Annotated in this window: 26 protein-coding genes and 2 pseudogenes; 9 read left to right on the top strand and 19 right to left on the bottom strand. The window is 70.0% G+C overall.

The genetic code is table 11. The annotated features are described in order from the left end of the window. Nucleotides 1-62: 62 nt before the first annotated feature. The 13 genes from AB0I68_RS05675 to AB0I68_RS05615 form a co-directional block, all read right to left on the bottom strand. Nucleotides 63-1,295: a PBSX family phage terminase large subunit gene (locus AB0I68_RS05675; RefSeq protein WP_363175907.1), complete on the bottom strand. Its 1,233-nt coding sequence runs from the start codon at nt 1,293-1,295 to the stop codon at nt 63-65. Further along, on the bottom strand, nt 1,295-1,753 hold the full coding sequence (locus AB0I68_RS05670) for a helix-turn-helix domain-containing protein (RefSeq protein WP_363175906.1): 459 nt from the start codon (nt 1,751-1,753) through the stop codon (nt 1,295-1,297). The genes AB0I68_RS05675 and AB0I68_RS05670 overlap by 1 nt, the downstream gene beginning before the upstream one ends. A gap of 3 nt (nt 1,754-1,756) precedes the next feature. After that, nucleotides 1,757-2,266 carry a hypothetical protein gene (locus AB0I68_RS05665; RefSeq protein ID WP_363175905.1) on the bottom strand — a complete coding sequence of 170 codons (510 nt, stop codon included), beginning with the start codon at nt 2,264-2,266 and terminating at the stop codon, nt 1,757-1,759. Nucleotides 2,267-2,400: 134 nt separating this feature from the next. Continuing rightward, nucleotides 2,401-3,180: a hypothetical protein gene (locus tag AB0I68_RS05660; protein WP_363175904.1), complete on the bottom strand. Its 780-nt coding sequence runs from the start codon at nt 3,178-3,180 to the stop codon at nt 2,401-2,403. Further along, the gene (locus AB0I68_RS05655; RefSeq protein WP_363175903.1) at nt 3,177-3,530 is read right to left on the bottom strand and encodes a hypothetical protein; all 354 of its coding nucleotides are present in this window, start codon (nt 3,528-3,530) and stop codon (nt 3,177-3,179) included. Before AB0I68_RS05655 ends, AB0I68_RS05660 begins: the two co-directional genes overlap by 4 nt. Continuing rightward, on the bottom strand, nt 3,527-3,718 hold the full coding sequence (locus AB0I68_RS05650; protein ID WP_363175902.1) for a hypothetical protein: 192 nt from the start codon (nt 3,716-3,718) through the stop codon (nt 3,527-3,529). The genes AB0I68_RS05655 and AB0I68_RS05650 overlap by 4 nt, the downstream gene beginning before the upstream one ends. Beyond that, nucleotides 3,715-3,957 (bottom strand): hypothetical protein, encoded by a 243-nt coding sequence (locus tag AB0I68_RS05645; RefSeq protein ID WP_363175901.1) that lies wholly within the window; start codon nt 3,955-3,957, stop codon nt 3,715-3,717. Before AB0I68_RS05645 ends, AB0I68_RS05650 begins: the two co-directional genes overlap by 4 nt. Further along, complete coding sequence (locus AB0I68_RS05640) at nt 3,954-4,766, bottom strand: hypothetical protein (RefSeq protein WP_363175900.1); 813 nt, start codon at nt 4,764-4,766, stop codon at nt 3,954-3,956. Before AB0I68_RS05640 ends, AB0I68_RS05645 begins: the two co-directional genes overlap by 4 nt. Further along, nucleotides 4,763-5,710 (bottom strand): mucin-2, encoded by a 948-nt coding sequence (locus AB0I68_RS05635; RefSeq protein ID WP_363175899.1) that lies wholly within the window; start codon nt 5,708-5,710, stop codon nt 4,763-4,765. Before AB0I68_RS05635 ends, AB0I68_RS05640 begins: the two co-directional genes overlap by 4 nt. A 186-nt stretch (nt 5,711-5,896) precedes the next feature. After that, nucleotides 5,897-6,799: a recombinase RecT gene (locus AB0I68_RS05630; protein WP_363175898.1), complete on the bottom strand. Its 903-nt coding sequence runs from the start codon at nt 6,797-6,799 to the stop codon at nt 5,897-5,899. Continuing rightward, entirely contained in the window at nt 6,796-7,854 is a 1,059-nt protein-coding gene (locus tag AB0I68_RS05625) for a lambda-exonuclease family protein (RefSeq protein WP_363175897.1), read from the bottom strand. The genes AB0I68_RS05630 and AB0I68_RS05625 overlap by 4 nt, the downstream gene beginning before the upstream one ends. Further along, on the bottom strand, nt 7,851-8,126 hold the full coding sequence (locus AB0I68_RS05620) for a hypothetical protein (protein ID WP_363175896.1): 276 nt from the start codon (nt 8,124-8,126) through the stop codon (nt 7,851-7,853). The genes AB0I68_RS05625 and AB0I68_RS05620 overlap by 4 nt, the downstream gene beginning before the upstream one ends. Before the next feature lie 14 nt (nt 8,127-8,140). Then, entirely contained in the window at nt 8,141-8,272 is a 132-nt protein-coding gene (locus AB0I68_RS05615; protein WP_363175895.1) for a hypothetical protein, read from the bottom strand. A gap of 206 nt (nt 8,273-8,478) precedes the next feature. On the opposite strand from AB0I68_RS05615, the gene AB0I68_RS05610 reads away from it, so the two are divergent. Beyond that, nucleotides 8,479-8,925 carry a helix-turn-helix transcriptional regulator gene (locus AB0I68_RS05610; protein WP_033214554.1) on the top strand — a complete coding sequence of 149 codons (447 nt, stop codon included), beginning with the start codon at nt 8,479-8,481 and terminating at the stop codon, nt 8,923-8,925. 388 nt (nt 8,926-9,313) lie between these two features. Here AB0I68_RS05610 and AB0I68_RS05605 read toward each other — a convergent pair whose 3' ends face one another. Then, nucleotides 9,314-11,059: a recombinase family protein gene (locus AB0I68_RS05605; RefSeq protein ID WP_363175894.1), complete on the bottom strand. Its 1,746-nt coding sequence runs from the start codon at nt 11,057-11,059 to the stop codon at nt 9,314-9,316. 42 nt (nt 11,060-11,101) lie between these two features. Between AB0I68_RS05605 and AB0I68_RS05600 the strand changes: the two are divergent. Then, nucleotides 11,102-11,389: pseudogene (locus tag AB0I68_RS05600) on the top strand (phosphoribosyltransferase family protein); the annotation flags it as partial. 79 nt (nt 11,390-11,468) lie between these two features. Here the strand turns inward: AB0I68_RS05600 and AB0I68_RS05595 are convergent. From AB0I68_RS05595 to AB0I68_RS05585, 3 genes and pseudogenes are all read right to left on the bottom strand, one after another. Continuing rightward, a complete protein-coding gene (locus AB0I68_RS05595) occupies nt 11,469-12,377 on the bottom strand; it encodes a Yip1 family protein (protein ID WP_363175893.1) in 909 nt (302 codons plus the stop codon). 821 nt (nt 12,378-13,198) lie between these two features. Further along, nucleotides 13,199-15,400, bottom strand: a pseudogene (locus AB0I68_RS05590) ((Fe-S)-binding protein); the annotation flags it as partial. Between the two features lie 110 nt (nt 15,401-15,510). After that, entirely contained in the window at nt 15,511-15,996 is a 486-nt protein-coding gene (locus AB0I68_RS05585) for a sugar transferase (RefSeq protein WP_363175892.1), read from the bottom strand. Nucleotides 15,997-16,476: 480 nt separating this feature from the next. Between AB0I68_RS05585 and dnaK the strand changes: the two genes are divergently transcribed. Genes dnaK through AB0I68_RS05565 form a run of 4 tightly spaced genes read left to right on the top strand, consistent with a single transcriptional unit; the run spans nt 16,477 to nt 20,697 of the window. Further along, nucleotides 16,477-18,321, top strand: coding sequence for a molecular chaperone DnaK (gene dnaK / locus AB0I68_RS05580; RefSeq protein ID WP_363175891.1), 1,845 nt, complete (start codon nt 16,477-16,479; stop codon nt 18,319-18,321). Next, a complete protein-coding gene (gene grpE / locus AB0I68_RS05575) occupies nt 18,321-18,992 on the top strand; it encodes a nucleotide exchange factor GrpE (RefSeq protein ID WP_363175890.1) in 672 nt (223 codons plus the stop codon). The genes dnaK and grpE overlap by 1 nt, the downstream gene beginning before the upstream one ends. 48 nt (nt 18,993-19,040) lie before the next feature. After that, the gene (gene dnaJ / locus AB0I68_RS05570) at nt 19,041-20,225 is read left to right on the top strand and encodes a molecular chaperone DnaJ (protein ID WP_363175889.1); all 1,185 of its coding nucleotides are present in this window, start codon (nt 19,041-19,043) and stop codon (nt 20,223-20,225) included. A 1-nt stretch (nt 20,226) separates the two neighbouring features. After that, complete coding sequence (locus tag AB0I68_RS05565) at nt 20,227-20,697, top strand: helix-turn-helix domain-containing protein (protein ID WP_363175888.1); 471 nt, start codon at nt 20,227-20,229, stop codon at nt 20,695-20,697. A gap of 87 nt (nt 20,698-20,784) precedes the next feature. On the opposite strand, the gene AB0I68_RS05560 is transcribed toward AB0I68_RS05565, so the two are convergent. Next, on the bottom strand, nt 20,785-21,798 hold the full coding sequence (locus AB0I68_RS05560; protein WP_363175887.1) for a helix-turn-helix transcriptional regulator: 1,014 nt from the start codon (nt 21,796-21,798) through the stop codon (nt 20,785-20,787). 102 nt (nt 21,799-21,900) lie between these two features. Here AB0I68_RS05560 and AB0I68_RS05555 point away from each other — a divergent pair, with 102 nt between their 5' ends. Together AB0I68_RS05555 and AB0I68_RS05550 are read left to right on the top strand one after the other, a co-directional pair. Beyond that, complete coding sequence (locus tag AB0I68_RS05555) at nt 21,901-22,128, top strand: hypothetical protein (protein ID WP_363175886.1); 228 nt, start codon at nt 21,901-21,903, stop codon at nt 22,126-22,128. After that, complete coding sequence (locus tag AB0I68_RS05550) at nt 22,125-22,439, top strand: hypothetical protein (RefSeq protein WP_030299141.1); 315 nt, start codon at nt 22,125-22,127, stop codon at nt 22,437-22,439. The genes AB0I68_RS05555 and AB0I68_RS05550 overlap by 4 nt, the downstream gene beginning before the upstream one ends. 149 nt (nt 22,440-22,588) lie before the next feature. Here AB0I68_RS05550 and AB0I68_RS05545 read toward each other — a convergent pair whose 3' ends face one another. Next, on the bottom strand, nt 22,589-23,002 hold the full coding sequence (locus AB0I68_RS05545; protein ID WP_363175885.1) for a TIGR03618 family F420-dependent PPOX class oxidoreductase: 414 nt from the start codon (nt 23,000-23,002) through the stop codon (nt 22,589-22,591). Between the two features lie 92 nt (nt 23,003-23,094). Here AB0I68_RS05545 and clpB point away from each other — a divergent pair, with 92 nt between their 5' ends. Beyond that, nucleotides 23,095-25,680 carry an ATP-dependent chaperone ClpB gene (gene clpB / locus AB0I68_RS05540; RefSeq protein ID WP_363175884.1) on the top strand — a complete coding sequence of 862 codons (2,586 nt, stop codon included), beginning with the start codon at nt 23,095-23,097 and terminating at the stop codon, nt 25,678-25,680. Nucleotides 25,681-25,868: the final 188 nt, after the last annotated feature.

Genomic DNA, 25,868 nt, shown 5'->3' with positions numbered 1-25,868 from the left:
CCCCCTTGGGCATGGCAAAGCCCCCGCGCCGACTCGGCGGCGGGGGCCGTGGTCGGGTTGGGTTATGCGGCGTGCGTGAGCAGGGGACGCCACTCGTGCGCCGTCGAATGGATCACGTAGCGCAGGGCGTCGACGCTGTGATCGTCTTTCTTCACCGGCTTGTCTTCACCGCGGGCGGCGGCCTCTTCTGACCACACGTAGTTGGGCAGCTCGCCGAGCAGCCCCTCGCACGAGCGATGGATGCGCAGCAGGCCGGCATCGAGGGCGTTCGACACGCTGCGAATTCCGTCGATGACGTCGTTCACCGCGCGGGTGACGCCGGGGTGCCCGTCGGCCCAAAGCTGATTGGAGTACGAGGCGGCGCTCGGGTCGATGAACGTCCACTCAGGGACGACGTCCAGTTCGGCGAGCCAGTCGCGGACGGCGCGGCTGTACTGCGCGTCGGTCATCTGGCGGTGTGCGGCGCGGGAGTCGTGGCGCCACTCGTTCACCACGTACAGCCGGTCGTCGTCGCCGAGGCCGAGCAGCAGTGAGGCGAAAGGGTTCGCCGTGCCGTAGTCGATGCCGACCCAGTAGCGGCGCATCGGGGGCAGCTCGTCGACGACGTGCTGCTGCTCGTCGTACGCGTCGTAGATCGCACCCTCAGCGACGACCCACTCGCCGAGGATCATGCGCCGGCGCCAAAGGCCGGTGAACTCGGCGGCGAGCGCGGCGACGTACGCCTCGCTCAACGAGGGGTTGTCGGCGAGGCGGAAGTGAAAGGCGGCGAGGTCGAGGTCGCCGGCGCGGTCGAGGTAGTCGGTCCGCAGCCAATGCCGGGGCGAGTCGGGGTTCGTGGTCCCGATCAGCTTCGCGCCGGGGGCGGAGAGGCGGGCGAGGAGCTGCCGGAAGAACGCGGCGGGCAGCAGCGTGACCTCGTCGCAGTAGGCGAGCGAGGCGGTCATGCCGCGCAGGCGTCCCTCGGCGCGCGCGTCCGAGGCGCCGACGAGGTGAACGACGCGCCCCAGGATTACGGCGGTTGTGGCGCCGCGGGTGTGGTGGACCTCGGCCGCGACGTCGCCGAACAGCGTTGGGTCGGCGAGGACGTCGAGACAGTTCCGCTCGATCGTCTGGAGAGACCGGCCGCAGATGACGATCAGGCCCGAGGCGGGGGCGCGGCGGATCATGAGCAGGAAGCAGACGAGCGAGGCGATCGTCTTTCCTGACCTGACGCTGCCGTGCCAGATGTTGATACGGCGGGTGGCGCCCCGGATTGAGGCGACCTGTTTCGGGGAGAGCGGGGCAAGGGTGGTCACTACACCCCCTCGTGATCACCCCCGGCCGGCGGCCCGAGCAGGGCGTCGGCGAGGCGGTCGAGCATCGAGCCGCCGCTGCTCCCGTTGCTGCTGTGGCGGGCGAGCTCGGCGACGCGGGCGTGCACTTCGGTGAGGGCGCGGGCGGCCGTGGCATGGTCGCGGGCATCGCGGGCCGACTCTGCGCCCGCCGTGCGGGCGACTTGCCCGAGGGCGCCGTCGAGGGCCTCGTCGGCGAGCTGCTCGCGGCGTGCGGCAGCATCTGCTCGTCGGGCCTCGGTCGCGGCGGCGACGCGGGCGCCCCCTGCGAAGGTGAGCCCCTCGGCCTTTGCGATCTTGCTTACGGTCGCCGCGCTGCGCCCGGTGAGTCGGGCGATCTCGTTGCGGCTCTTGCCCTCGGAGTGGAGGCGGCGCACCTGCTCGCGGTCAAGGTGGTTGATCGGTCCAGGCAGAGCGGTCACCCCCTATGGCGCTGTACCGAGCGCTGAGCGTGCCCGTTCGCGGAACTCGGTGCACACGCGACGGAGGTCGCGCAAGGCACTTTGGAATGCGTTGGTCGTGATGATCGAGGGCGCGGGAGCGGCGTGGGCGTCGATCGCGATGTCGTGCGCCGCCGCGGCTGACGAGAGAACGTCGTAAGCGATGTGGCACAGAGCGTCGGACTCAGTTACTTGAATGCGGCCCACTTGCTTCCGCAGGTCCCCGAGCTTCGCGTTAAGTTCCGTAGACAGTTCATCCGGAACCGGGCCGGGGGCCTCCCAGAAGCGTTCCAACAGGCCGCGCAGTTCTTCCGCCAGAGACAGGAAGTCGCCGTATCTCGCCTCGCGTTGCTCCCGTCCGCGTTGGTCCTGCTCACGACTCCACTGGGAACGCTCGCGCGAGTTGGTAAGCCAACCGCCGAGGTAGGCGCCGCCGAGTGTTCCGACCACTCCTGTCCCTGCTGTCGCCAGGGCCAACCATGATGAAGCTGCCATGAGTTGATCATGCCGTGTCAGCTCTGCGAGCGGTGAAGGAATAAGACATGCGTACGCCCCGCCGCAGGGGGGCGCGGCGGGGCGTACGGGATCGGGGGGTTTCCGGGCACGCCGGAGACGCCCCCAACATTAGGTCACGAACTGATAACGGCGCAAGCCTGTTCGGTGACGATGTCTCCCGACTCCATCGAGGCGGCGAATCGGGCGAGCAGGGGGCCCATGTCGGACCGCTCCCACACCCGGTGTCCGTCGAGGTCGAGGCGGGCCGGCGCCGAGCACTCCGGACCGCCCGAGCACGTGATGCGCTGCACGTCCCCCGAGGCGGAATACAGGGTGAGCGGGGCCGCGCACCACGGGCACGGGTACCGGCCGGCCGCTCCCCGTTCGTCGTGGCGGAGGGTGCGCAGTACGCGGTCGGCGCACTGCCGCGCGACGCGGTGCGCCTCGTGCAGCGCCCACTCAGGCAGGGGACCGAACAGCGGGTCGGGCCCGTCGGTCTGCTCGCCGAGCACGCGCCCCTCGACGTACACGCTTGCCCAGTGAGCGCCCTGCGCCCGCGATCCGGGCCCGTGCTGCGTGCGGTAGTTCCAGCGGTGCAGCTCGTCGAGGGGAGTGCGTTCCTGCGCCACGGCGGCGCAGGTGTCGGCGAGGTCGAACAGTGCAGTCTCGACGGCGACCACGGCATCGTGGGCGGTCAGGTTCAGCGGCGCGGGGTGCGCGCGCAGGGCGTACGGCTCCCGGTCCTCGACGAGCAGGGGCCCCTCGGCGACCTTGTCGAGGAACGCGGTCGTCTCCCTCGGCGGCCAGTCGGCCGCGGTGGGCGGGGCCTCGACGGCGGCGAGCAGGGCGCCCCACTTGTCGCGCACGAGGCGCAGGGCGGCGACGGTCTGATCTGTGGCACGTGTGTGGTTCATCGGTCCCCCTCGGTGACGACGTGCTGCTCGCGCAGGGCCTCGGCCTCGGCGAGCGCGCGGTCGCGGTCGGCCTCGGTCTCGACGAGGGCCTGCTCGGCGGCCTCGATCCGGGTGTGCAGGCGCATCGCTGCTGCCTGCTGTCCGCCGGCGCTGCGGCGGTGGGTGTCGCTCTCGGCGATCTCGGCCTCGACGTCGGCGCGCAGGGCCGCGCAGTCCTCCGGGGTGAGCACGCCCCGGTCGGCGCGGGCGAGCAGCAGCAGGAACCGCTCGCGGCGCGCCTCCCGGGTGAGTTCACGAACGAGGACTCGGCCGCGGCGGGAGTCGGTACGGGTACGGGCGTGCAGCGTCATGCGGGCGTGTCTCCGTTCGAGGCTCGGCGGGCGGCCGACGAGCAGGCGGTGCAGCAGGGCGGGCAAGGCAGTGAGGCGAGGGTGCGCGCCTCGCGGTCGAGGCGGCCGTCGAGCCGCACGGCGCCGACGAGGGCGGCGACAAGGGCGAGGGCGAGCGCGGCGACGAGGGCGAGCAGGGCCGAGGTCATGCGGTTCTCTCTCCGTCCGTACGGGCACGGCGGAACAGCCGGACGAGGGAGCGCCGAGCGCGCGGTTCCCGCGCGCGAGGCGCGACCGGTCGCGCGTGGTGGTTGCTGTTGATCTCCCATCCGTCGATGGCGAGGCGGTCGAGCAGGGATGCGGCGGTGAGTGTGGCGAGGTGGGGGTGCACGTCGAGCGTGTCGGTCAGGTGGGCGGCGATCGAGGCGCGGGCGGCGGGCGGGGTCATGGGCGCATTCCTCCGGCGGTGTGGCGGGCGCGGTTCTCTCGCGGGACGGGCGGGGCGGACATGAGGCGGGCGATGCGGTGCTGCTCGGCCTCGTCGTCCTCGACCGATGTCGCTCGGATGCGGGCGGGGTGGGGCTCGGGCGCGTTGCAGTGCTGGCCGGGGCCGGCGCCGCACTCGGGGCAGGTGGCGAACTGGACGGCGTGCGCGTCGCGGCGGCGGCCGTGAACGGTGATCCGCAGCTCGATCCCTGCGCCGCGCTTGCAGAGGCGGCGAGGGGCTGCTCGGCAGGTCTCGACAGGGCAGGCGACGGCGAGGGCGGGCATTGCGGCCCGTTGGTTGGGCAGGGTCGCGCGGACGGCGGACCGCTGCTCGGGCGTGATGTACGGGCGCGGCTCGTCGTCGACGGACCGGCCAACCCCGGCGGTCAGGGCGAGGACGGCGGCCGGCGGGGCGGCGTCGAGTGCCTGCGTGATCGAGCGCGGGGGCAGGTGTCCGTCGGCCGCGGCGGCGAGCTGCGCGCGCCGGCGCTCGGTGAACTGCGCTCCGGTCTCGGCCGGGTTGCCGTTGTAGACCGGGTGGGCGGCGCCGATCCGGGCCTCGCGGATACGGGCGCGAATCCTGCGCACGTCCGCGGGGGTTGCCCGCTTCTCGGTCACGCCGTAGTGGTCGGCGACGGCGCGACGGGTGTCGTCGTCGAGGGGGACGTCGCGCAGGGCGTAGGCCCATGCTCGGGCGTCCGCCTCGCCGATGGTGCGCAGGTCGAACGCGGCGCACAGGGCGAGGACTTCGGCAGCGTCTGCGGGTGTCATTGGGCGTTCTCCTGTTCTCGGAGTTGGGCGGCGAGGTCGAGGCCGGCGCGCACCCGCTGATCGGTGGTCGAGGGGCGGGCGGCCCCGGGATTGAGCGGTACGACGTTCGGACCGGCCCCGGGGGCGCGCGGGGGCGGGGTGGGCAGGGAGCGCCAACCCGAGACGAAGTAGCGGGCGGAGCGCGGGCGAGTGCGGGCGGCCTGCCAGGCACCGCCGGCGTGATCGACGAGGACCTGTACGCCGCACCGCTCGATCAGGGCGTGCAGCAGCAGCCACTCGGCCGAGGAGAGTTCCCAGGAGACGACCATTCCCGCGGCGCTCATGGCGTCGACGAGGGGCCGTACAGGCTCGGCGATCCGAGGACCTTCGGAGCTAGCTTGTTCACCTCTACTTCCGAAGGAAGTAGAGGGGTAAGGCTTGGTGCTGGCTTGGGAGCCTGTGACGCTATCGACGGCGTCACGCTGTGACACCCCCTCTTGACCTGCGGATTCGCGCTGAAACGGGGGTGCGTTTCGGGTCTGATTCGTTGCCGATCCGCGCTCGTTTCGCGCACGATCCGCGGCCGATTCGCCGCCGATCCGTGCCTCGTTTCGCGTGCGGCTCTTCGCCTTGCGCTCCGCGGCGGCGGCCCGGTTGGCCTCGACCTGCGCCCGGGTCGAGTTCCTTCCGCCCTCGAAAAAGTCGTGCACCATGAAGTCGCCGACGGGGGGCTGCGGGCAGCGCGGGCAGCTGTGCCCGTGCTCGTGCCACAGACCGACCGAGACGAGCTTGCGGACCTGCGGGGCGGTCCCGTACTGGCGGGCGACCACGGCGGGCACGGTGCCCTCGGTGAGGTGCTGCGCGGAGTAGGCGCCCGCCCTCACCCACAGACCGAGGGCGGCGTTACCCGCCTTGACGATCTTCGGGTGCATGTGCGAGCTGTCGTCGATCTTGAACCACGCCACGGCGGGTGACTCCTTCCTGATCTGCGGGGGGTGGGGTGCCCGGCTCGGGCCGGCCGGCGATGGCGGCCGGGGTGTGCAACGGGCAGCGGAAACCGGGCAGATAGCGGCGGGCGCCCGGGGCGCCGCAGTAACGGCGCCCCGCCCCGCTCCAGTGCCGGCACCGGTAGTCGATGGCCGGCCCCGGGGTCACTGCGCGGCCGGCTCTGCGGCCTCGGGCCATCCGGCGAACTGCGAGGGCACGTCCTCGACCGCCGGCTGCTCGCCGCCCTGTACGGACGGCTGCTCGACGATCTCGCCCTCGATGTACTCCCCGGGCACGTCGAGCCCTTCCGGGGTCGCATCGCGCCGCACGGTCCCGTCATGGGCCACGGCGCGGGCAAGCTCGGCCGACTTGGGCAGCAGCTTGAACAACTGCCGTACGGCGGTCTTGCAGGCCATCGCGTCGTAGTCCGTGGACCACGGACCGAAATCCTTCGCCTTGCTCCGCTTGCGGATCGCCTCGACGTCGTCGACGTCGAGCACCACGAACGCGCTTCCCCCATTGGCCAGTCGGGCAACGGCGTAGTAGTGCGTCGCCGGACCCCTCGCCGAGCCGCGCGCCGGGACGTGCCGCAGCTTGGGGTCGAGTCCGTACTCGTACTCGAACTCGTCGCCCTCGTGCACGGTGCCGGTGTCGAGGCCGGCGGCGAGCGGATGTTGCCAAAACAGCTTGATCATGCCCTGGTACCCGATGACGAGCTGTACCTCGTACCCGCGGATCTTCTTGTTCCAGAACGGCAGCAGGTACGCCTCGCCGGACACGCCGCCCGGCTCCAGCCCGAGGGCCGAGCAGGTCATCAGGGCGCCGGCGAACGACTCGCGGCTGCACTCGGCGAGGTGCTCGACCCTGCGCAGCTCGGTAAGCGCGATCCGGGCGATACGGTCGGCGCCGCCCATGTGCGCGGGCAGCGCGCGCTCGATCTCGGGTCGCATCTGCTGCACGAACTGCACGAGCGTGGCGGTCGGTTGCGCGGCTCGGGTGGCGGGGACGGCGGGCGTACGGGTCTGCGCGCCTCGGGTGGCGACGCGGTCGGCGAGATTGCTGGTCATGCTGCGGTGCTCTCTTTCGGGACGACGAGGCGTCGGGCGCGGTGCGCCCGGAACTCGTCGGGGCGCTCGGCGGCGAGGCGCGCGGTATCGAGCGCGTCGACGCGGTGCGTGTACTGCTGCGCGAGGTCCGGGTGCGCGGCGGTGAATCGTTTCTGTGAGAGCGGCCCGTTCTGCTTCCACGTGAACGCGACGGCCCCCTGCGTCTTGACGACCTCGGCCTCGCCCGCGGTGGCTTTCAGCCGGTTGTCGATCTCGCGCAGCTCGTCGGCGGTGCGCTCTTCGCGCGCCTTGAGTTCGCGGCGGCGCTCCAGCAGCGGCAGCACCTCGGCAGGGTCGGCGACGGCCACGCGGCCGGCCGTGACCGAGTAGAGGTGATCGAGCAGGGACTCGGTCGCCTCCGAACCGTCGATCGGCGGCGGGACGCGATCGAGCACGCCCTGCCAAAATTGGCCAACGATCTCGATGAGGTGCTCGACGAGGGTCTCGTCGCGCTCGACGCGGTGAATCAGCAGCCGGTTACCGCCGAGCAGCGCAGCGACGTGCGCGTGCTCGTACCCGGTGACGGCGAGGTACCAATGCGTCTGGAGTGCCGGACCGTCCGGCACGCCGAGCAGCCACTCGTCGAGCTGATAGGCCGAGCGAGTCTTGATCTCCAGCAGGCTCGACGGCGACGAGTCACCCTCGGCGAGCACGTACCGGTCGACGTTCGCCAGCATCCAACGACGCTCGACGTGTGCGAGCGTCCCCGGACCCTCGACGACGCCGAGATTGGTCCGCGCTGAGAACGCGCGGGCGACCGTCGGCTCGTGCTCGTGCCCCCAGAATGCGGCCTCGGCGAGGACGGGATCGAGGGGGCGGTCGAGCGGCAGCTCGCCCACCTTGTCGAGGTAGACCTCGGTCGGCGAGATGTACTTGCTCATCCCCAGAATCGCGGCGACCTCCGAGCCGCCAACTCCCGTGCGGCGCACGGTCAGCCACTGCTCACGGTCGAGACCGGGCGCAGCGACGACAACCGCCGTGGGTGTGACTAGTGTCGGCGCCGGGGCGCCGCTCACTGCCCACCCCCGACGTACCGGGCGTAGACCCGGTGCTCGGTCGAGTTGCCCGAGGTGATCGTGCGGGCGACCGCCTCGAACGATCCCGCTGGTGAGTAGGACGGAAGACGTGCGTTACGGATTGCCTGCGCCGCGGACGCTGCGCGGGTGATGCTGGCCGGCTTGCCGACCACGCCCCACACGTTCGGGTGCGCCCGAAGATCGGCGGCGATTACGGCGTGCTTGGTGTTCCGCTGCTTGGGCGGCGGACCAACGAACTCAACGGTGCTCACGTGCTGCTCTCTCCTCACGCTGCGGACTGCTGCTCGGCTCGTGCTCGGTGGATGTGCGGGGCGAGGATTCGGCGGATCAAGTCGATCTGCTCGGCACTCGGCGACCCGTCGTCGTCCGGCTCGGTCGGCGTCTCTTCAGCGGTCACGGCTCCCCCTCCGCGTGTTGCAGATTTCGAACACTCAAGGGCGTGAAGCGGTACATAGCCCCCGGTTGGTTGTTGCAGATGTCGAACAACGGCAACCGTAGGCGGCCGAAAAGTGCACGTCAACGAGTTAGTTCGATGTGCAGTTCGAGGCGATGGCTGATTAGATGAGAGTGTTCGAGTTATGCAACAAGAACAGGAGTAAGAGAGTGTCGGAGACCGACACCCCCTTCCGCGCTCCGTACGGCACCCCTTTCGGGGACCTGCTGCGCGCTGCGAGAGAAGAGACGGGGCTTTCGTATCGCAAGCTCGCCGCGCGGGCGATCGACCCGACGACCGGGGTCGAGGTGGGCTACACGACTCTGCACCGCATAGCGGCGAACAAGTCGATCATGCTCTCGCCCGGCGTCGTCGGCGCCGTCGCCGCGGCGATAGGCCGGCCCGAGCGCGACGTTCGAATAGCCGCATCACAGCAATATTGCGGACTCGTCGCCGACGACCCGTTCGGGATGAGCGACGACGAGACGACCGTCGTCGTCGTGCACGCTCCCGGCATGGGTCGCAAGGACATGCCGAAGGTCGAGGCACTCCTGCGGCGCTATGCGGCGGGTGAGCTTCCGCCGGAACTTTCCGAGGGGGACCGCTCGTCTTCCTAGATGATCACGTGCTGTCGTATGCGCGTGACCTGCGGTGTTGGGATGAGTAAGGTGGTTCGGGCGCCTTGACTCGTGCAAGTGTTCGAGCCGAGGTTCGTCATGCCACGAGGGGGGCACCACCTTGATCCGCGTCATCCGCACCCAACTCGATACCGGAGCGATCACCGTAGTCCGAGCCACTGAGAACGGACTCACGATCGACATGGACGGCCGCCACATCACCCCCACAGGTGCGGCAAGCCTCCAGCAAGCCCTGAACGGCCTCGCCCCCCACGCGGACGCCGAAACAGGCGCCCAACGCGTACCCGAGGCCGATAGCGCCGGGCGGCGCAGCTAACGAAGAGGGCCGCACGGCATCCGCCGCGCGGCCCTTCCACTGTCCGCCCCCTTATGCAACCTTGGCGAGCTGCTCCTGCTCCGTCACGGTCGGCCGCAACGACTTGCGGACCACAGTCACGTACGAGCTGATCGCCACCCCCGCGCGGCTGTGCCGCCCCTTCCCGACGGGGTGCAGCTTGATTTCGAGCAGGGAGTCGACGACGAGCCGCTGCTGCGGAAGCGTGAGCCGCTTCCATGCGGCCTCGACCTCCTTGCGCGACGGGCCGACAAGATCCTTCACCACGTCGGGCGTACGCAGCGTCGCAGCGACCTTCTCGGCCTCGGCGATCTTCGGCGCGAGACCCGCCTCGATCGCGGCGAAGCTGTCCGCGGACAGCTCGCCGGCGATGGCCTTGTCGCGGAACTCGGTCAACCGGGCGCTGAGGATCTCGGCGTTGGCCTCGGCCTCGGCGATCTTCTCCTGCAACTCCTTATCGCCCGCGGTGTACGCCTTGACGAAGTTCGGCGAGGACAACCAACCGAACAGCTCGCCGAGCACGTACGCGTCGATCGGCTCCTGCTTCCCGCTCACGTGATAGCCCCTGGCCCCATCAACCCCCGGGGTCTTGCACTGGTAGTTCATCCCCCAATCCGTCGGATTGGAGACAACGGGAACCGAGCACTCAGAGCAGCCCATGATCGCCGACAGGAGATACCGCGCCATGCCGGGCCGAGAGTTGGTCGGCTTGCTGGCCCGTGCCTTGATCACCGACTGGCACTTGAGATAGATCCGCTTCGACACGATCTTTGGCCACGCCCCATCACTCGTCACGGCCCCATGGTGCGTACGGGCGCCGGTGTACCGGATGTCGGTCGCGTAGTCCTTGATCGTGGCGCCGTGCCAGACAGCAGCGATCAGCGGCTCGTCACGCTCGTTGAAGTCCTGCGCAATGGCGAGACTGTCCTCGCCCCGGGCGAGCCGCACCACTGCCTCTTCGTACAGCGGCAGGTGCGCAGGGACGGCAGGCTTGAACCGCGACAGGCGGACGACCATGCCCTTAGTCCAGCGCAGCGCCGGCGCCGGTACGCCACGCTTCATGAGATCGGTCGCAATGGCCTTGTACGCCTCGCCGTTCGCGACCCGCTTGCAGATTTCCTTGACGATGGGCGCCTGCTCGGGGTGCTTCTCCTCACACAGGAACGCGCCCGTCTTCTCGTCGTACACGCGCCGATACCCATACGGAGAGGTCCCGTGCGGCCGACCCATGACAGCGTTCGCGCGCAACGTCCGCTTGACGTTGTCGCGCAGCTCGTCGACCTCACGCTCACCGATCAGAGCGTCGAGGCCCGTGCGGAAACGGTCGTCCTTGTTCGACAGGTCGTAGACCTTGCCGCCGTAGCACCACAAGACGCCGTGCTTCGCACACGCGTTACGCAGTCGCGTATACACGTCTAGCTCGCGCTGGAGCCGAGTGGACCCCCACGCGAGAACGATGTCGAGCTTCCCCTGCTCGACCCACTCGATCATGCGCTCGAACTCTTCGCGCTCGCGGTCGCGGAAGCGAGAAGCCGAACGGTCGTCGTCGACGAAGTCCTCGACGAGGTTCACGCCGAGGCGGTCGGCGTCGTCCTGCGAGCCTGCAAGCTGCTCGCGCACCGAGAACCCTCGGCGCCCACTCTTTCCCCGGTAGGCACTCTTCCGCGCGTACCTGCCACCACGCAGACCAGCTAGAGAGCGAGGGCCCTCGCCCCCACCCCCGTTAAGGACCAGCGAGCCGGGATTCTCGCGCTGACCAGTAACAACAGACGTTGTCATGGGCCCACCCTCACACTTCGAGACTGGGTCTTGCACGGGATTACTCTGGAGATGCCGGTCATGCTGGCGCCCGTGCCCGAGGCGATCGACTTCACCGACAAGAAGGTCCTCATCGCCGATGACGTGGCCGACACCGGGAAGACCCTGAAACTCGTCCACGACTTCTGCCTGGGCCACGTCGCCGAGGTCCGGTCCGCCGTGATCTACGAGAAGTCCCACTCGCTCGTGAAGTGCGAGTACGTGTGGAAGAAGACCGACGAGTGGATCAACTTCCCTTGGTCGGTCGAGCCGCCCGTCGTGAAGCGTGAGGGTCAGGTTCTCGACGCCTGATCCGGATGGCTGTGAGAAGGGCCCCGGCGCTTGTGCGCCGGGGCCCTTCTTCCTGTGCCGCTGCTCGGGCGGCGGCTGCCTACAGCGTGCCCAGCTTGATGAGCGACAGCACGGCGACCAGCTGGATCGCGGACGCGCCCAGCGCCTTCGGCCAGGGCAGGTCGTGCGACTTGCTGACGAGCGACGTGAACAGGGCGCCGGCCGCCACCCAGGTGGCCCAGCCCAGCACCTGCACGAACATGTTGTTCCCGCCCAGGAACACGGCGAAGAGCAGGCGCGGCGCGTCCGTGATGGACATGACCAGCATCGACAGGCCCACGGTGGGCTGCCACGCACCGTCGCCGCCCAGCTGGCGGGCCAGGGTGTGCGTGACGGCGCCCAGGATCAGGCCGAAGACGACGAAGGCCACGCCCGCGCTGAGGACGACCGGGACGGCATTGGCGAGGGTGGCCTTCATGACGTCCTTGCGGGCGTCGTCGAGGCCGAAGACCGCGAGCAGGCCGTACACGAAGGTCACGATCAGCGCCGGGCCCCAGACGGCGTAGTCGCGCATCTGCAGGAAGGTCGGCCCGGGCCGCATCACGATGCCGCGGAGCAGCTCCTTCCACGGCAGCCGCGGGCCCATCGGCGCGGCCGCCGCGGCGCCCGCGTGGTAGGTCGCGCCCTGGCTGTACGGGTCCTCGCCGAACGCGAAGACCTGGGTGTGCCCCGGGTTGTCGTTCGCGTACGAGCCGCCGCCGCCTCCGTGGTCGTACGGGGGCTGCTGCTGCGCCCGGGGAGGCGGCTGCTGCTGTCCGTACGGGTCGAAGTACTCGGGCTCGCCATGGCCTCCGGCGGCGGGCTGCTGAGGCCACTGCTGCTGGGGAGGGTAGGGCTGCTGGCCGTACGGCGCCTGCTGCGGTTGCTGCTGACCGTACGGCTGCTGCCGCGGGGGTTGTTGGGGAGCGCGGTTGTTGTCCCTGCCGCGTCCGATCCTGAATCCAGCCACGTGATCGAACGTACCTGGTCCCGAGGACGGTGGTGGGCGGGCTGCCGGAATAGGCACCGTTTGCGGCTGACCTGTGACATCCCCTAGGGGAACCCCGGGGTGCTGTCCCCACCACGGGGGAGGGGTGTGAATGGTCGGGTTTGCGTGGTTGCTGCTCCCGTCGGCCTCCCTGAACCGGGGCTGTGCCCGCGGACCCCCGAAACGCCGGAACGGCCGGTCCCCCTGAGCGGGGGACCGGCCGTTCCGGCGTCGCGTCGTACGGACTACTTGGCGCTGCCGCCCTCGGCCTTGGCCGGCTCCGCCGCAGCGTCCGGCTCGGCCTTCGCCTCGGCCGCGTCCGCCTTGTCGGCAGCCTCGGGCTCGGCCTCGGGCGCAGCTTCCGCGCCGGCGGTGTCCTCGGCCTCGGCCTCCGGCTCCGTCGCCTTCGCGGCCTCCGGCTCCGCCTCGGCGGCGTCCTCGGGCTGGGCAGCGGGCGCAGCTTCCGCCTCGGCGGCGGCCTCGGCCTCGGCTTCAGCGTCCGCGTCCGCCTTGGCCTCGCCCTCGCCCTCGGCTTCCGCCTCGGCCTTCGCAGCAGCCTCGGTCTCCGGCTCGGCCTTCGCTTCGGCTTCCGCCTTGGCCTTGGCTTCCGCTTCCGCCTTCGCTTCGGCTTCCGCCTTCGCCTTGGCTTCCGCTTCCGCCTTGGCCTTTGCGGCGGCCTCGGCCTCCGCCTTGGCCTTGGCTTCCGCCTCCGCCTTCGCCTTTGCTGCGGCCTCCGCCTCCGCCTCCGCCTCGGCCGCAGCCGCCTCCTCGGCGGCCAGTTCGGCCTCCGTCGGAGCCGGTGCCTTCACCGACTCCAGCAGGAGCTGGGCCACGTCGACGACCTGGACGGATTCCTTGGCCTGGCCGTCGTTCTTCTTGCCGTTGACCGAGTCGGTCAGCATGACGAGGCAGAACGGGCAGGCGGTGGAGACGATGTCCGGGTTCAGGGACAGGGCTTCGTCGACGCGCTCGTTGTTGATGCGCTTGCCGATCCGCTCTTCCATCCACATGCGCGCGCCGCCGGCGCCGCAGCAGAAGCCGCGTTCCTTGTGGCGGTGCATCTCCTGCTGGCGCAGGCCCGGCACGGCCGACATGATCTCGCGCGGCGGGGTGTAGACCTTGTTGTGCCGGCCCAGGTAGCAAGGGTCGTGGTAGGTGATCAGACCGTCGACCGGGGTGACCGGCGTCAGCCGGCCCTCGTCGATGAGGTGCTGGAGCAGCTGCGTGTGGTGGATGACCTCGTACTCGCCGCCCAGCTGCGGGTACTCGTTCGCGATGGTGTTGAAGCAGTGCGGGCAGGTGGAGACGATCCGCTTCGCCGACTTCGGCTTCCGGGTCGACGGATCTTCATCGTCTTCACCGAAGGCCATGTTCAGCATGGCCACGTTCTCCTGGGCGAGCTGCTGGAACAGCGGCTCGTTGCCCAGGCGGCGCGGGGAGTCGCCGGTGCACTTCTCGTCGCCGCCCATGATCGCGAACTTGACGCCCGCAATGTTCAGCAGTTCCGCGAAGGCCTTGGTGGTCTTCTTGGCCCGGTCTTCCAGAGCGCCCGCGCAGCCGACCCAGTACAGGTAGTCGTACTCGGAGAGGTCCTCGGCGTCCTTCCCGACGATCGGGACCTCGAAGTCGACCTCCTTGGTCCACTCCACGCGCTGCTTCTTGGCCAGGCCCCAGGGGTTGCCCTTCTTCTCCAGGTTCTTGAGCATCGTGCCCGCCTCGGACGGGAAGGCGCTCTCGATCATCACCTGGTAGCGGCGCATGTCGACGATGTGGTCGATGTGCTCGATGTCGACCGGGCACTGCTCCACGCACGCGCCACACGTCGTGCAGGACCACAGCACGTCCGGGTCGATGACGCCGTTCTCCTCGGCCGTGCCGATGAGCGGGCGCTCCGCCTCCGCCAGAGCCGCGGCGGGGACGTCCTTCAGCTGCTCCGCCGAAGCCTTCTCGTTGCCCTCCATGTCCTTGCCGCCGCCGGCGAGCAGGTACGGGGCCTTGGCGTGCGCGTGGTCGCGCAGCGACATGATGAGCAGCTTCGGGGAGAGCGGCTTGCCCGTGTTCCAGGCCGGGCACTGCGACTGGCAGCGGCCGCACTCGGTGCAGGTGGAGAAGTCGAGGATGCCCTTCCAGGAGAACTGCTCGACCTGGGAGACGCCGAAGACGTCGTCCTCGCCCGGCTCCTCGAAGTCGATCTCCTTGCCGCCGCTCGTCATCGGCTGGAGCGCGCCGAGCGCGGTGGCGCCGTCGGCGTTGCGCTTGAACCAGATGTTCGGGAAGCCGAGGAAGCGGTGCCAGGCCACACCCATGTTGGTGTTGAGCGAGACGACGATCATCCAGATCAGCGAGACGCCGATCTTGATCATCGCGGTGAAGTAGATGGCGTTCTGCAGGGTGCCGAGCGAGAGGTTCTGGAAGGCCAGCACCAGCGGGTACGAGGCGAAGTACGCCGGCTCGTACGAGTCCACGTGGTGGATCGCGCCCTCGAGACCGCGCAGGCACAGGATCGCGAGGCCGATGGTGAGGATCACGTACTCGACGAAGTACGCCTGCCAGGCCTTCGAGCCGGTGAAGCGCGACTTGCGGCCCGCCCGGGAGGGCAGCGACAGCAGGCGGATGGCGATCAGCACGGCGATGCCGAGGATCGTCATGACGCCGATGAACTCGATGTACAGCTCGAACGGCAGGAAGTCGCCGACGATGGGCAGGACCCAGTCGGCCTGGAACAGCTGGCCGTACGCCTGCAGCAGCGTCGGCGGCAGCGTCAGGAAGCCGATCGCGACGAACCAGTGCGCGAAGCCGACGATGCCCCAGCGGTTCATCCGGCTGTGGCCGAGGAACTCCCGGACCAGGGTGAGCGTTCGTGCCTTCGGGTTGTCCGTACGGCTGCCTGCCGGTACGGGCTGTCCGAGCTTCACGAAGCGGTAGATCTGCGCCACGGCTCGGGCGAGCAGCGCGACGCCGACCACGGTCAGGACCAGCGACACGATGATCGCGGCGAGTTGCATGGGAGGGCTCCTCGGGCGGGACTTACTAAGCGGTAACTTATTGAGTCAAGGCTTGAGGTTACCCATTCTCCGCGCCGCAATGTAGGTGAGCGTGCGGTGATCTGTGTCGCTCAGGCATGCCTGTGTCGACAGGCCGCCCGAGGGGTCTGAGCCAGGATCGCGAGATCCATCCCCAGCCAATGGCTCTCCACATAGTGCCGGTCCAGCAGAGCCATCTCCTCCCAGGGGAGGTCGGAACGTGCGCTGACCTGCCACAAACCGGTCATTCCGGGCCGTACGAGGAGCCGGTCGGCCCGATCCGTACGCGGCTCCGGGCGCGGCCCGACCAGCGACATCTCGCCGCAGAGCACGTTCAGCAGTTGCGGGATCCCGTCCAGGGCGCACCGCTTCACGGCCGTGCCGAGCCGTCCTGCCGCGTCCGTGCGCAGCCGCCAGGTCCGAAACGGCCGCCCGGTCAGCCCGGCCGCCGGCTCCCGTACGAAGACCCGCCCGCCCTGGGCTGCGGACAGCAGGGCGGCGACGGCCAGCAGCGGCACCGCGAACAGCCCGAGCAGCGCCACGGCCCCGAGGAGGTCGACCACCCGCTTCGCGGACACGTCCGGCCGGTACCGGAGCGACCGGAGCGGGAGGGGGTGCGGGGGAGGGGGCGAGGGGGGTCGCGGGGGTGCGGGTCGCCGTCGCGCGAGGCGCCGGATCGGGGAGAGCATGAGCGGCGGCAGCGGCATGGGGGCACCCTGCATGCGCCTCCGGCGGTTTCCGCGGTGCCGCGCAGTGGACCGGCTCGGCATCGCCCGCTCGGCCCCCCGTGCGGGTGCGGGGCCGGTCGCCGCGCGGTCGGCTTCGAGTGATCCTGGAGTCGTTTCCGGCCTGCCCTCCTACATCGCCGACTGGGGTGTTTCCGCAGGTGAGGCCCTCGCGGCCGCTCGTTCGACAGCTGCTTCAGGCCGCCCGGGCCCGTTGCGTGAGCGTAAGTCGGAGATGAAAGTTGAGCCGCCTACGCTCACCTCTGTTGACGCAAACGCAGCGGTGCGGCATGGTTGAGTCTGTTCCACTCAAGTCAGCTGGAGGAAATCAAAATGGCACGTGCGGTCGGCATCGACCTGGGCACCACTAACTCCGTCGTCAGCGTTCTCGAAGGCGGCGAGCCCACCGTCATCACCAACGCCGAGGGCGCCAGGACCACGCCGTCCGTCGTCGCCTTCGCCAAGAACGGCGAGGTCCTCGTCGGCGAGGTCGCCAAGCGCCAGGCGGTCACGAACGTGGACCGGACCATCCGCTCCGTCAAGCGCCACATGGGCACTGACTGGAAGATCAACCTGGATGGCAAGGACTTCAACCCGCAGCAGATGAGCGCCTTCATCCTGCAGAAGCTGAAGCGCGACGCCGAGGCGTACCTGGGTGAGAAGGTCACGGACGCGGTCATCACCGTCCCGGCCTACTTCAACGACTCCGAGCGTCAGGCGACGAAGGAGGCCGGCGAGATCGCGGGCCTGAACGTCCTGCGCATCGTCAACGAGCCGACGGCCGCCGCCCTGGCCTACGGCCTGGACAAGGACGACCAGACGATTCTCGTCTTCGACCTCGGTGGCGGCACCTTCGACGTCTCGCTCCTCGAGATCGGCGACGGCGTCGTCGAGGTCAAGGCCACCAACGGTGACAACCACCTCGGTGGTGACGACTGGGACCAGCGCGTCGTCGACTACCTGGTGAAGCAGTTCGTGAGCGGCCACGGCGTGGACCTGTCCAAGGACAAGATGGCGCTCCAGCGTCTGCGCGAGGCCGCCGAGAAGGCGAAGATCGAGCTGTCCTCCTCCACGGAGACCACGATCAACCTGCCCTACATCACGGCTTCCGCCGAGGGCCCGCTGCACCTGGACGAGAAGCTCACGCGCGCCCAGTTCCAGCAGCTGACCGCGGACCTGCTGGACCGCTGCAAGACCCCGTTCCACAACGTCATCAAGGACGCCGGCATCCAGCTGTCCGAGATCGACCACGTGGTCCTGGTCGGCGGCTCCACCCGCATGCCGGCCGTCGCCGAGCTCGTCAAGGAGCTGACCGGCGGCCAGGACGCCAACAAGGGCGTCAACCCGGACGAGGTCGTCGCCATCGGCGCGACCCTCCAGGCCGGTGTCCTCAAGGGTGAGGTCAAGGACGTCCTGCTCCTCGACGTGACCCCGCTGTCCCTCGGCATCGAGACCAAGGGCGGCATCATGACCAAGCTCATCGAGCGCAACACCACGATCCCGACCAAGCGGTCGGAGATCTTCACGACGGCCGAGGACAACCAGCCGTCCGTGCAGATCCAGGTCTACCAGGGTGAGCGCGAGATCGCGGCGTACAACAAGAAGCTCGGCATGTTCGAGCTGACCGGCCTGCCGCCGGCCCCGCGCGGCGTCCCGCAGATCGAGGTCTCCTTCGACATCGACGCGAACGGCATCATGCACGTCACGGCCAAGGACCTCGGCACGGGCAAGGAGCAGAAGATGACCGTCACCGGCGGCTCCTCGCTCGGCAAGGACGAGGTCGACCGCATGCGCCAGGAGGCGGAGCAGTACGCGGACGAGGACCTCCGCCGCAAGGAGGCGGCCGAGTCCCGCAACCAGGGCGAGCAGCTGGTCTACCAGACGGAGAAGTTCGTCAAGGACAACGAGGACAAGGTCCCGGCCGACGTCAAGACCGAGGTCGAGGCCGCCGTCACCGAGCTGAAGGACAAGCTCAAGGGCGAGGACACCGCCGAGATCCGCACCGCGACCGAGAAGCTCGCCGCGGTCAGCCAGAAGCTCGGCCAGGCCATCTACGCCGACGCCCAGGCCGGCCAGGCCGCCGCCGGCGCCCCCGGCGCCGAGCAGGCCAAGGCCGACGACGACGTCGTCGACGCCGAGATCGTCGACGACGAGAAGCCGAAGGGCGGCGCTGCCTGATGTCGGAGGAGACCCCGGGTTTCGAGGAGAAGCCCGAAGTCCCCACCGGCGCCACGGCTGACGACGCCGCCGAGCCGAAGGCCGCAGCTTCCTCCAAGGAGGAGGCCGCGGCCCCGGCCGGGGACTCCGGAGCACCGTCCGCTCAGGAGACGGCTCTGCTGGCGCAGCTGGACCAGGCCCGTACGGCGCTCGGCGAGCGCACCGCGGACCTCCAGCGGCTCCAGGCGGAGTACCAGAACTACCGCCGCCGGGTGGAGCGGGACCGGATCGCCGTCAAGGAGATCGCGGTCGCGTCCCTCCTGACGGAGCTGCTCCCGACCCTGGACGACATCGGCCGGGCGCGGGACCATGGCGAGCTGGTCGGCGGCTTCAAGTCGGTGGCCGAAACGCTGGAGACCGCCGCGGCCAAGATGGGGCTGCAGCAGTTCGGCAAGGAGGGCGAGCCCTTCGACCCGACGATCCACGAGGCCCTGATGCACTCGTATGCGCCGGACGTCACCGAGACGACCTGCGTGGCGATCCTGCAGCCGGGGTACCGGATCGGCGAGCGTACGATCCGCCCCGCGCGGGTCGCGGTGGCCGAGCCCCAGCCGGGCGCGGCTCCCAAGTCCGAGTCCGCGGACGGCGACACGCCTTCGGACAAGGACGCGGATGCCCCCGACAAGGGCTGACGTCCGTCAGGTTGGACGTGTAGGAGCACGAGAGGAGGGACACCGGGGATGAGCACGAAGGACTTCGTCGAGAAGGACTACTACAAGGTCCTCGGTGTCCCGAAGGACGCCACCGAGGCCGAGATCAAGAAGGCGTACCGGAAGCTCGCGCGCGAGTTCCACCCGGACGCCAACAAGGGCGACGCCTCGGCCGAGGAGCGCTTCAAGGAGATCTCCGAGGCGAACGACATCCTCGGCGACGCCAAGAAGCGCAAGGAGTACGACGAGGCCCGCGCCCTGTTCGGCAACGGGGGCTTCCGCCCCGGTCCGGGCGGGGGCGGCTCGTTCAACTTCGACCTGGGTGACCTCTTCGGCGGCACCCAGCCGGGCGGCGCGGGCGGCGGCTTCGGCGGCGGCGGCGGCGGTCTGGGCGATGTCTTCGGCGGACTGTTCAACCGCGGCGGCGCGGGCACCGGGACCCGTGTCCAGCCGCGCCGCGGCCAGGACATCGAGTCCGAGGTCACCCTCTCCTTCACGGAGGCGGTGGACGGGGCCACGGTCCCGCTCCGGATGTCCTCCCAGGCGCCCTGCAGGGCCTGTTCGGGCACCGGCGACAAGAACGGCACGCCGCGCGTGTGCCCGACCTGCGTCGGCACCGGCCAGGTCTCTCGGGGCAGCGGCGGCGGCTTCTCGCTGACCGACCCCTGTGCGGACTGCAAGGGCCGCGGCCTGATCGCGGAGACCCCCTGCGACGTCTGCAAGGGCAGCGGGCGCGCCAAGTCCTCCCGCACCATGCAGGTCCGGATCCCGGCGGGCGTCTTTGACGGCCAGCGGATCCGGCTGCGCGGCAAGGGCGCTCCGGGCGAGCGCGGCGGTCCCGCCGGCGACCTGTACGTGGTCGTCCACGTGGGCGACCACCCGGTGTTCGGCCGCAAGGGCGACAACCTGACGGTCGTCGTCCCCGTGACGATCGCGGAGGCGGCCCTGGGCGCCGACATCAAGGTCCCGACCTTGAACGGCCCCGCGGTGACGCTGAAGCTCCCGCCGGGCACCCCCAGCGGCCGCACGATGCGGGCCCGCGGCAAGGGAGCGGTCCGCAAGGACGGCACCCGCGGCGACCTGCTGGTGACGGTGGAGGTCGCGGTTCCGGCCTCGCTGTCGGACAAGGCCCGCGAGGCGCTGGAGATGTACCGCGACGCGACGGAGTCGGAGGACCCTCGCGCCCTGCTGTTCGAGTCCGCGAAGGGAGCATGACATGGACGGCCGCCGACGACCGCCCCGGTTCGGCAGCGGGGCGTACGAGCTGACCGACGAGACGCCGGTCTACGTGATCTCGGTGGCCGCCCAGCTCTCCGGCCTGCATCCGCAGACCCTGCGCCAGTACGACCGCCTCGGCCTGGTCTCCCCGGACCGGACGGCCGGCCGCGGCCGGCGCTACTCGGCCCGCGACATCGAACTGCTCCGCACGGTGCAGGCGCTGTCCCAGGACGAGGGCATCAACCTGGCCGGGATCAAGCGGATCATCGAACTGGAGAACCAGGTCGTGGCGCTCCAGCAGCGCGTGGCCGAGCTCTCGGCGGCGGTGGACGGCGCGGCGGCCGTGCTCCAGCAGCGCGAGGCCCAGGTGCACGCCTCGTACCGGCGAGATCTGGTCAAATACCAGCCGCCGGTGCCGGGCAACGCCCTGGTCGTCTGGCGCCCCGCGCCGAAGCGCCAGAGCGACTGACGTCGGCTTCGTCCGCTCCGTCCGCTCCGTTCGCTCGCACGAACGCGCAGGCCCCGTCCGGGATCCCCCGGGCGGGGCCGGCGCGTTTCAGTCGCCCTCGTCCTCCAGGATCCCGGAACGGGCGATGAGGAAGCCGAGCTGGGCGCGGCTGCCGCTGCCGAGGGTGCTGGCGAGCTTCGCGATGTGCGCGCGGCAGGTCCGTACGTTCATGCCCAGCCGGCGGGCGATGGCCTCGTCCACGTGGCCCTCGACGAGGAGCTGGGCGATGGTGCGCTGCACGCCCGAGATGCCGCCGCGGGTGTGCTGGTACGTCACTTCCTCCTGGAGGGGCACCGCGCGGTGCCACAGCTGCTCGAACACCTTGATGAGGTAGTCGACCAGCCCCGGGTGGCGCAGCTCCAGGGCGACCTGGCGGTCGTCGCTGGCCGGGATGAAGGCGACGGTCCGGTCGAAGATGATGAGGCGCTCGAAGAGCTCCTCCAGCGTGCGTACCTCGACCTTGCCCGCCTTGAGGAGGTCGACGTACGCGAGCGTGCCGCGGCTGTGCCGGACGGTGTGCTGGTAGAGGGTCCGGATCCGGACACCGCGGTCGGTCAGCGGCTGGTCGCGCTCCAGGGCCTCGGTGAGCTCGAGACTGGGGCGGGCGCCGCCGGGCTGGATGGTGAGCATCTCGGTGTGGCACTCGGCGGTGGCGAGGTTGAGGGCCGCGTTGATGGGGTCGAAGCCCTCCAGCACGGTGATGGCATGGGTGCTCGCCGGATTCTGCGCACTGATGGCGAGAAACGGCTCGAAGGCCTCGGACAGTTCGAGAGAATCTCGGCGTCTGTCGCGGATCTCCCGTTCGATCGGATGCAGCCGCTGTGCGAGGGCGACCGCCGGTGGAACCGGACGGAGCGAATTGGCGTCATCAGGGTCTGGCTGCAACAACGCCAGATCGAGCAAACAGGGCGCCGTTTTGACGTCCCCACGTGCGATACGTCCGGTCCGCAGCGCGCTCGTGTAGAGCCGCGCCCCCTCGCCGCACAGCTCCGTGACCGCGTGGGGATGTGTCGCTTTTGTTCTGTTTATGGTCAAATCTCCACCCCCCAGGGTCCTGAACATGCAAGAACATGATGCATCGTCCCTGTGGCAGTGATGTGCCTGAATGAGCCATCGTCTGACAGGCGGGGGAGAGGATTTCATCAAGTGAGGACGAAGCCGACCATGAACAAGAGAATGCTTCGCTCGGCGCTTGCCACCGTCATCTTCTCGGCTGTGGCCGGTCTGGGACTTGCCGGGGTCACCCTGGGGGGCGCCGAAGGGGGTGCCGCAGGCCTCCAGGCGGCACCGCTCGAGGACAGCGGATGGCGCGCGGCACCGATGGACAGCGGATGGCGCTCGGCCCCCGCGGACGCCGATGCCGGCGCCCTTGTGGCGGAGACCGCGGTATGACCCCCGACGATCGCGGATTCCGTCGCGAAATGGCCTCTGCCTACCGTTCCGGCTGGCAGTTCATCGACCTCGCCACGGCCATCCCCCACCCTGGCGACTCGTTGATGGTCACCCTGTTCGGACAGCCCATCGTCATCACGCGCGAGGAGGACGAGGACGTCCGGGCGTACCGGTGCCTGCGCCGCCCCCGCGGCGCGCCGCAGCCCGTCCGCTGCGAGGTGCGCTACGGAATGGTCTTCGTCAACCTTGATCAGCGCGACCACCAGCTCTTCGAACCCGATATCACCACCGCCACCCCCCGCAGTGCCTGAGGCGATTCCCCCGTCGTTGCAGATCGCTCCAGGTGCTCCCCCACACAACGGCGCCATCGTGGACCTGACCACGATGGCGCCGTTGTGATGTCCGCGTCCAGTGCTTGAACCGGACAAGGTGAAAGCTGAACCGTTTCGTCCCCGCCGGTTCAGGCGCGGCCCATCGCCCGGTCGAGGGTGATCTCCAGGACGACCCGGTCCGGATTGGGCGAGGGCATCCGCCCGTAGCGCTCCGCGTAGCGCGCCACCGCCTCGGCGACCGAGGCCTCGTCCGTACGGATCACCGCGCGCCCCTCCAGGGTCGCCCAGCGGCGTCCTTCCATCTGGCACACCGCGACCCGGGCCGGGCCCTGCCGCGTCGCCTGGGCCGCCAGCACGTTGCGGATCTTCTTGCTGTTCTTGTTGCTGATCACCCGGGCCAGGCCGGCCTCCGGGTCGTACGTGACGCCCACCGGCACCACGTGCGGGGTCCCGTCGGGGCGGGGGGTGGTCAGCGTGCAGACGTGCCGCTCCCGCCAGAAGGCGAGGTACTCGGGCGTCGGGTTGAGTACGTCAAGAGCCATGGCCCGAGGGTACGACTGCGGCCTTGAGTGGAATAGACTCAACTTTGCGCACGCTGACATACTCAAAGCCTGTCTGAGAGGAGAGGTCGAACGTGGATGCCGAGCTGACCAACAAGAGCCGGGACGCGCTGAACGCGGCCACCAGCCGGGCCGTGAAGGACGGCCACGCGGATCTGACCCCGGCGCACCTGCTGCTGGCCCTGCTGGCCGGCGAGGACAACGAGAACATCACCGACCTCCTCGCGGCCACCGAAGCCGACCAGGCGGCGGTCCGGGGCGGCGCCGAGCGCCTGCTGGCGGCCCTCCCCAGCGTCACGGGCTCCACGGTCGCGCCTCCGCAGCCCACCCGCGACCTGCTCGCCGTACTCGCCGAGGCCGACCAGCAGGCCGGGAAGCTCGGCGACGAGTACCTCTCCACCGAACACCTCCTCATCGCGATCGCCGCCAAGGGCGGCGCGGCCGGTGAGGTCCTTTCCGCCCAGGGCGCGACGGCGAAGAAGCTGCTGGACGCCTTCGAGAACGCACGAGGAGGACGCCGGGTGACCACCCCCGACCCCGAGGGCCAGTACAAGGCCCTCGAGAAGTTCGGCACGGACTTCACGGCAGCCGCGCGCGAGGGCAAGCTCGACCCGGTCATCGGCCGCGACCACGAGATCCGGCGCGTCGTCCAGGTCCTGTCACGCCGTACGAAGAACAACCCGGTGCTCATCGGCGAGCCCGGCGTCGGCAAGACGGCCGTCGTCGAGGGCCTGGCGCAGCGCATCGTCAAGGGCGACGTCCCCGAGTCCCTGAAGAACAAGCGGCTGGTCTCCCTGGACCTCGGCGCGATGGTCGCGGGCGCCAAGTACCGCGGCGAGTTCGAGGAACGCCTCAAGACGGTGCTCGCCGAGATCAAGTCCAGCGACGGCCAGATCATCACCTTCATCGACGAGCTGCACACCGTCGTCGGCGCGGGTGCCGGCGGAGATTCGGCCATGGACGCGGGCAACATGCTCAAGCCCATGCTGGCCCGCGGCGAGCTGCGGATGGTCGGCGCGACCACCCTCGACGAGTACCGCGAGCGGATCGAGAAGGACCCGGCGCTGGAGCGGCGCTTCCAGCAGGTGCTGGTGGCCGAGCCGAGCGTCGAGGACACCATCGCGATCCTGCGCGGCCTCAAGGGCCGCTACGAGGCCCACCACAAGGTCGTCATCAACGACAGCGCGCTGGTGGCCGCCGCGACCCTCTCCGACCGGTACATCACCTCCCGCTTCCTCCCCGACAAGGCGATCGACCTGGTCGACGAGGCCGCGTCCCGCCTGCGCATGGAGATCGACTCCTCCCCGCTGGAGATCGACGAGCTCCAGCGCTCGGTGGACCGGCTGCGCATGGAGGAGCTGGCGCTGAAGAACGAGTCCGACCCGGCCTCCCTGGAACGCCTCGACAAGCTCCGCAAGGACCTGGCGGACAAGGAGGAGGAGCTGCGGGGCCTGACCGCCCGCTGGGAGAAGGAGAAGCAGTCCCTCAACCGCGTCGGCGAGCTCAAGGAGCGCCTGGACGACCTGCGCGGCCAGGCCGAGCGCGCGCAGCGCGACGGCGACTTCGACACCGCCTCCAAGCTGCTCTACGGGGAGATCCCGACGCTGGAGCGCGAGCTGGCGGAGGCCACCGAGGCCGAGGCCGAGGCGTCCAAGGGGACCATGGTCAAGGACGAGGTCGGCCCCGACGACATCGCGGACGTGGTGGGCGCCTGGACGGGCATCCCGGCCGGCCGGCTGCTGGAGGGCGAGACGCAGAAGCTGCTGCGGATGGAGGCGGAGCTGGGCCGGCGCCTGATCGGCCAGGGCGAGGCCGTACGGGCCGTCTCGGACGCCGTACGCCGCACCCGGGCCGGGATCGCGGACCCGGACCGCCCGACCGGCTCGTTCCTCTTCCTGGGCCCGACGGGCGTCGGCAAGACGGAGCTGGCCAAGGCCCTCGCGGACTTCCTCTTCGACGACGAGCGGGCCATGGTCCGCATCGACATGTCGGAGTACGGCGAGAAGCACAGCGTGGCCCGCCTCGTCGGCGCCCCGCCCGGCTACGTCGGCTACGAGGAGGGCGGCCAGCTCACCGAGGCCGTACGCCGCCGCCCGTACTCCGTGGTGCTCCTGGACGAGGTCGAGAAGGCCCATCCCGAGGTCTTCGACATCCTGCTCCAGGTCCTGGACGACGGCCGCCTCACGGACGGCCAGGGCCGCACCGTGGACTTCCGCAACACGATCCTGGTCCTGACCTCGAACCTGGGCAGCCAGTTCCTCATGGACCCGGCGAGCTCGGAGGAGGAGAAGAAGGCCAGGGTCCTGGAAGTGGTCCGGGCCTCCTTCAAGCCGGAGTTCCTCAACCGCCTCGACGACCTGGTGGTCTTCTCCGCTCTGACGAGGGACGAGCTGGCCCACATCGCCGAACTCCAGATCGGCCGGCTCGCGGGGCGCCTGGCCGACCGCCGCCTGATCCTGGACGTCACCCCCGACGCCCTGGCCTGGCTGGCGGACAAGGGCAACGACCCGGCGTACGGCGCCCGCCCGCTGCGCCGCCTGATCCAGACGGCGATCGGCGACCGGCTGGCCAAGGAGATCCTGGCGGGCGAGGTCCGCGACGGCGACACCGTCCGGGTCGACGTGGCCGGCGACGACCTCCTGGTCGGCAAGGCGCTCTGAGTCGCTCCGGGGCGCTGCGAGGCGCTGCGAGGCGCTCCGGCCCGGCCGAGGCCCCGGGCCGGCGGCAGGACCGCCGCCGGCCCGGGGCCCTCACACCGTGCCGGCGATGCCGATGACCAGCGGTGCGGCCAGTACCGCGATCGCGGGCCCCCGTATGCCGCCACGGCCTGCCATACCCCCCCTGCCGG

This window comes from Streptomyces sp. NPDC050448 (genome assembly GCF_040655295.1).
In the GTDB taxonomy this organism is placed as follows: domain Bacteria; phylum Actinomycetota; class Actinomycetes; order Streptomycetales; family Streptomycetaceae; genus Streptomyces.
This window is presented reverse-complemented; position numbering and strand designations above follow the sequence as displayed.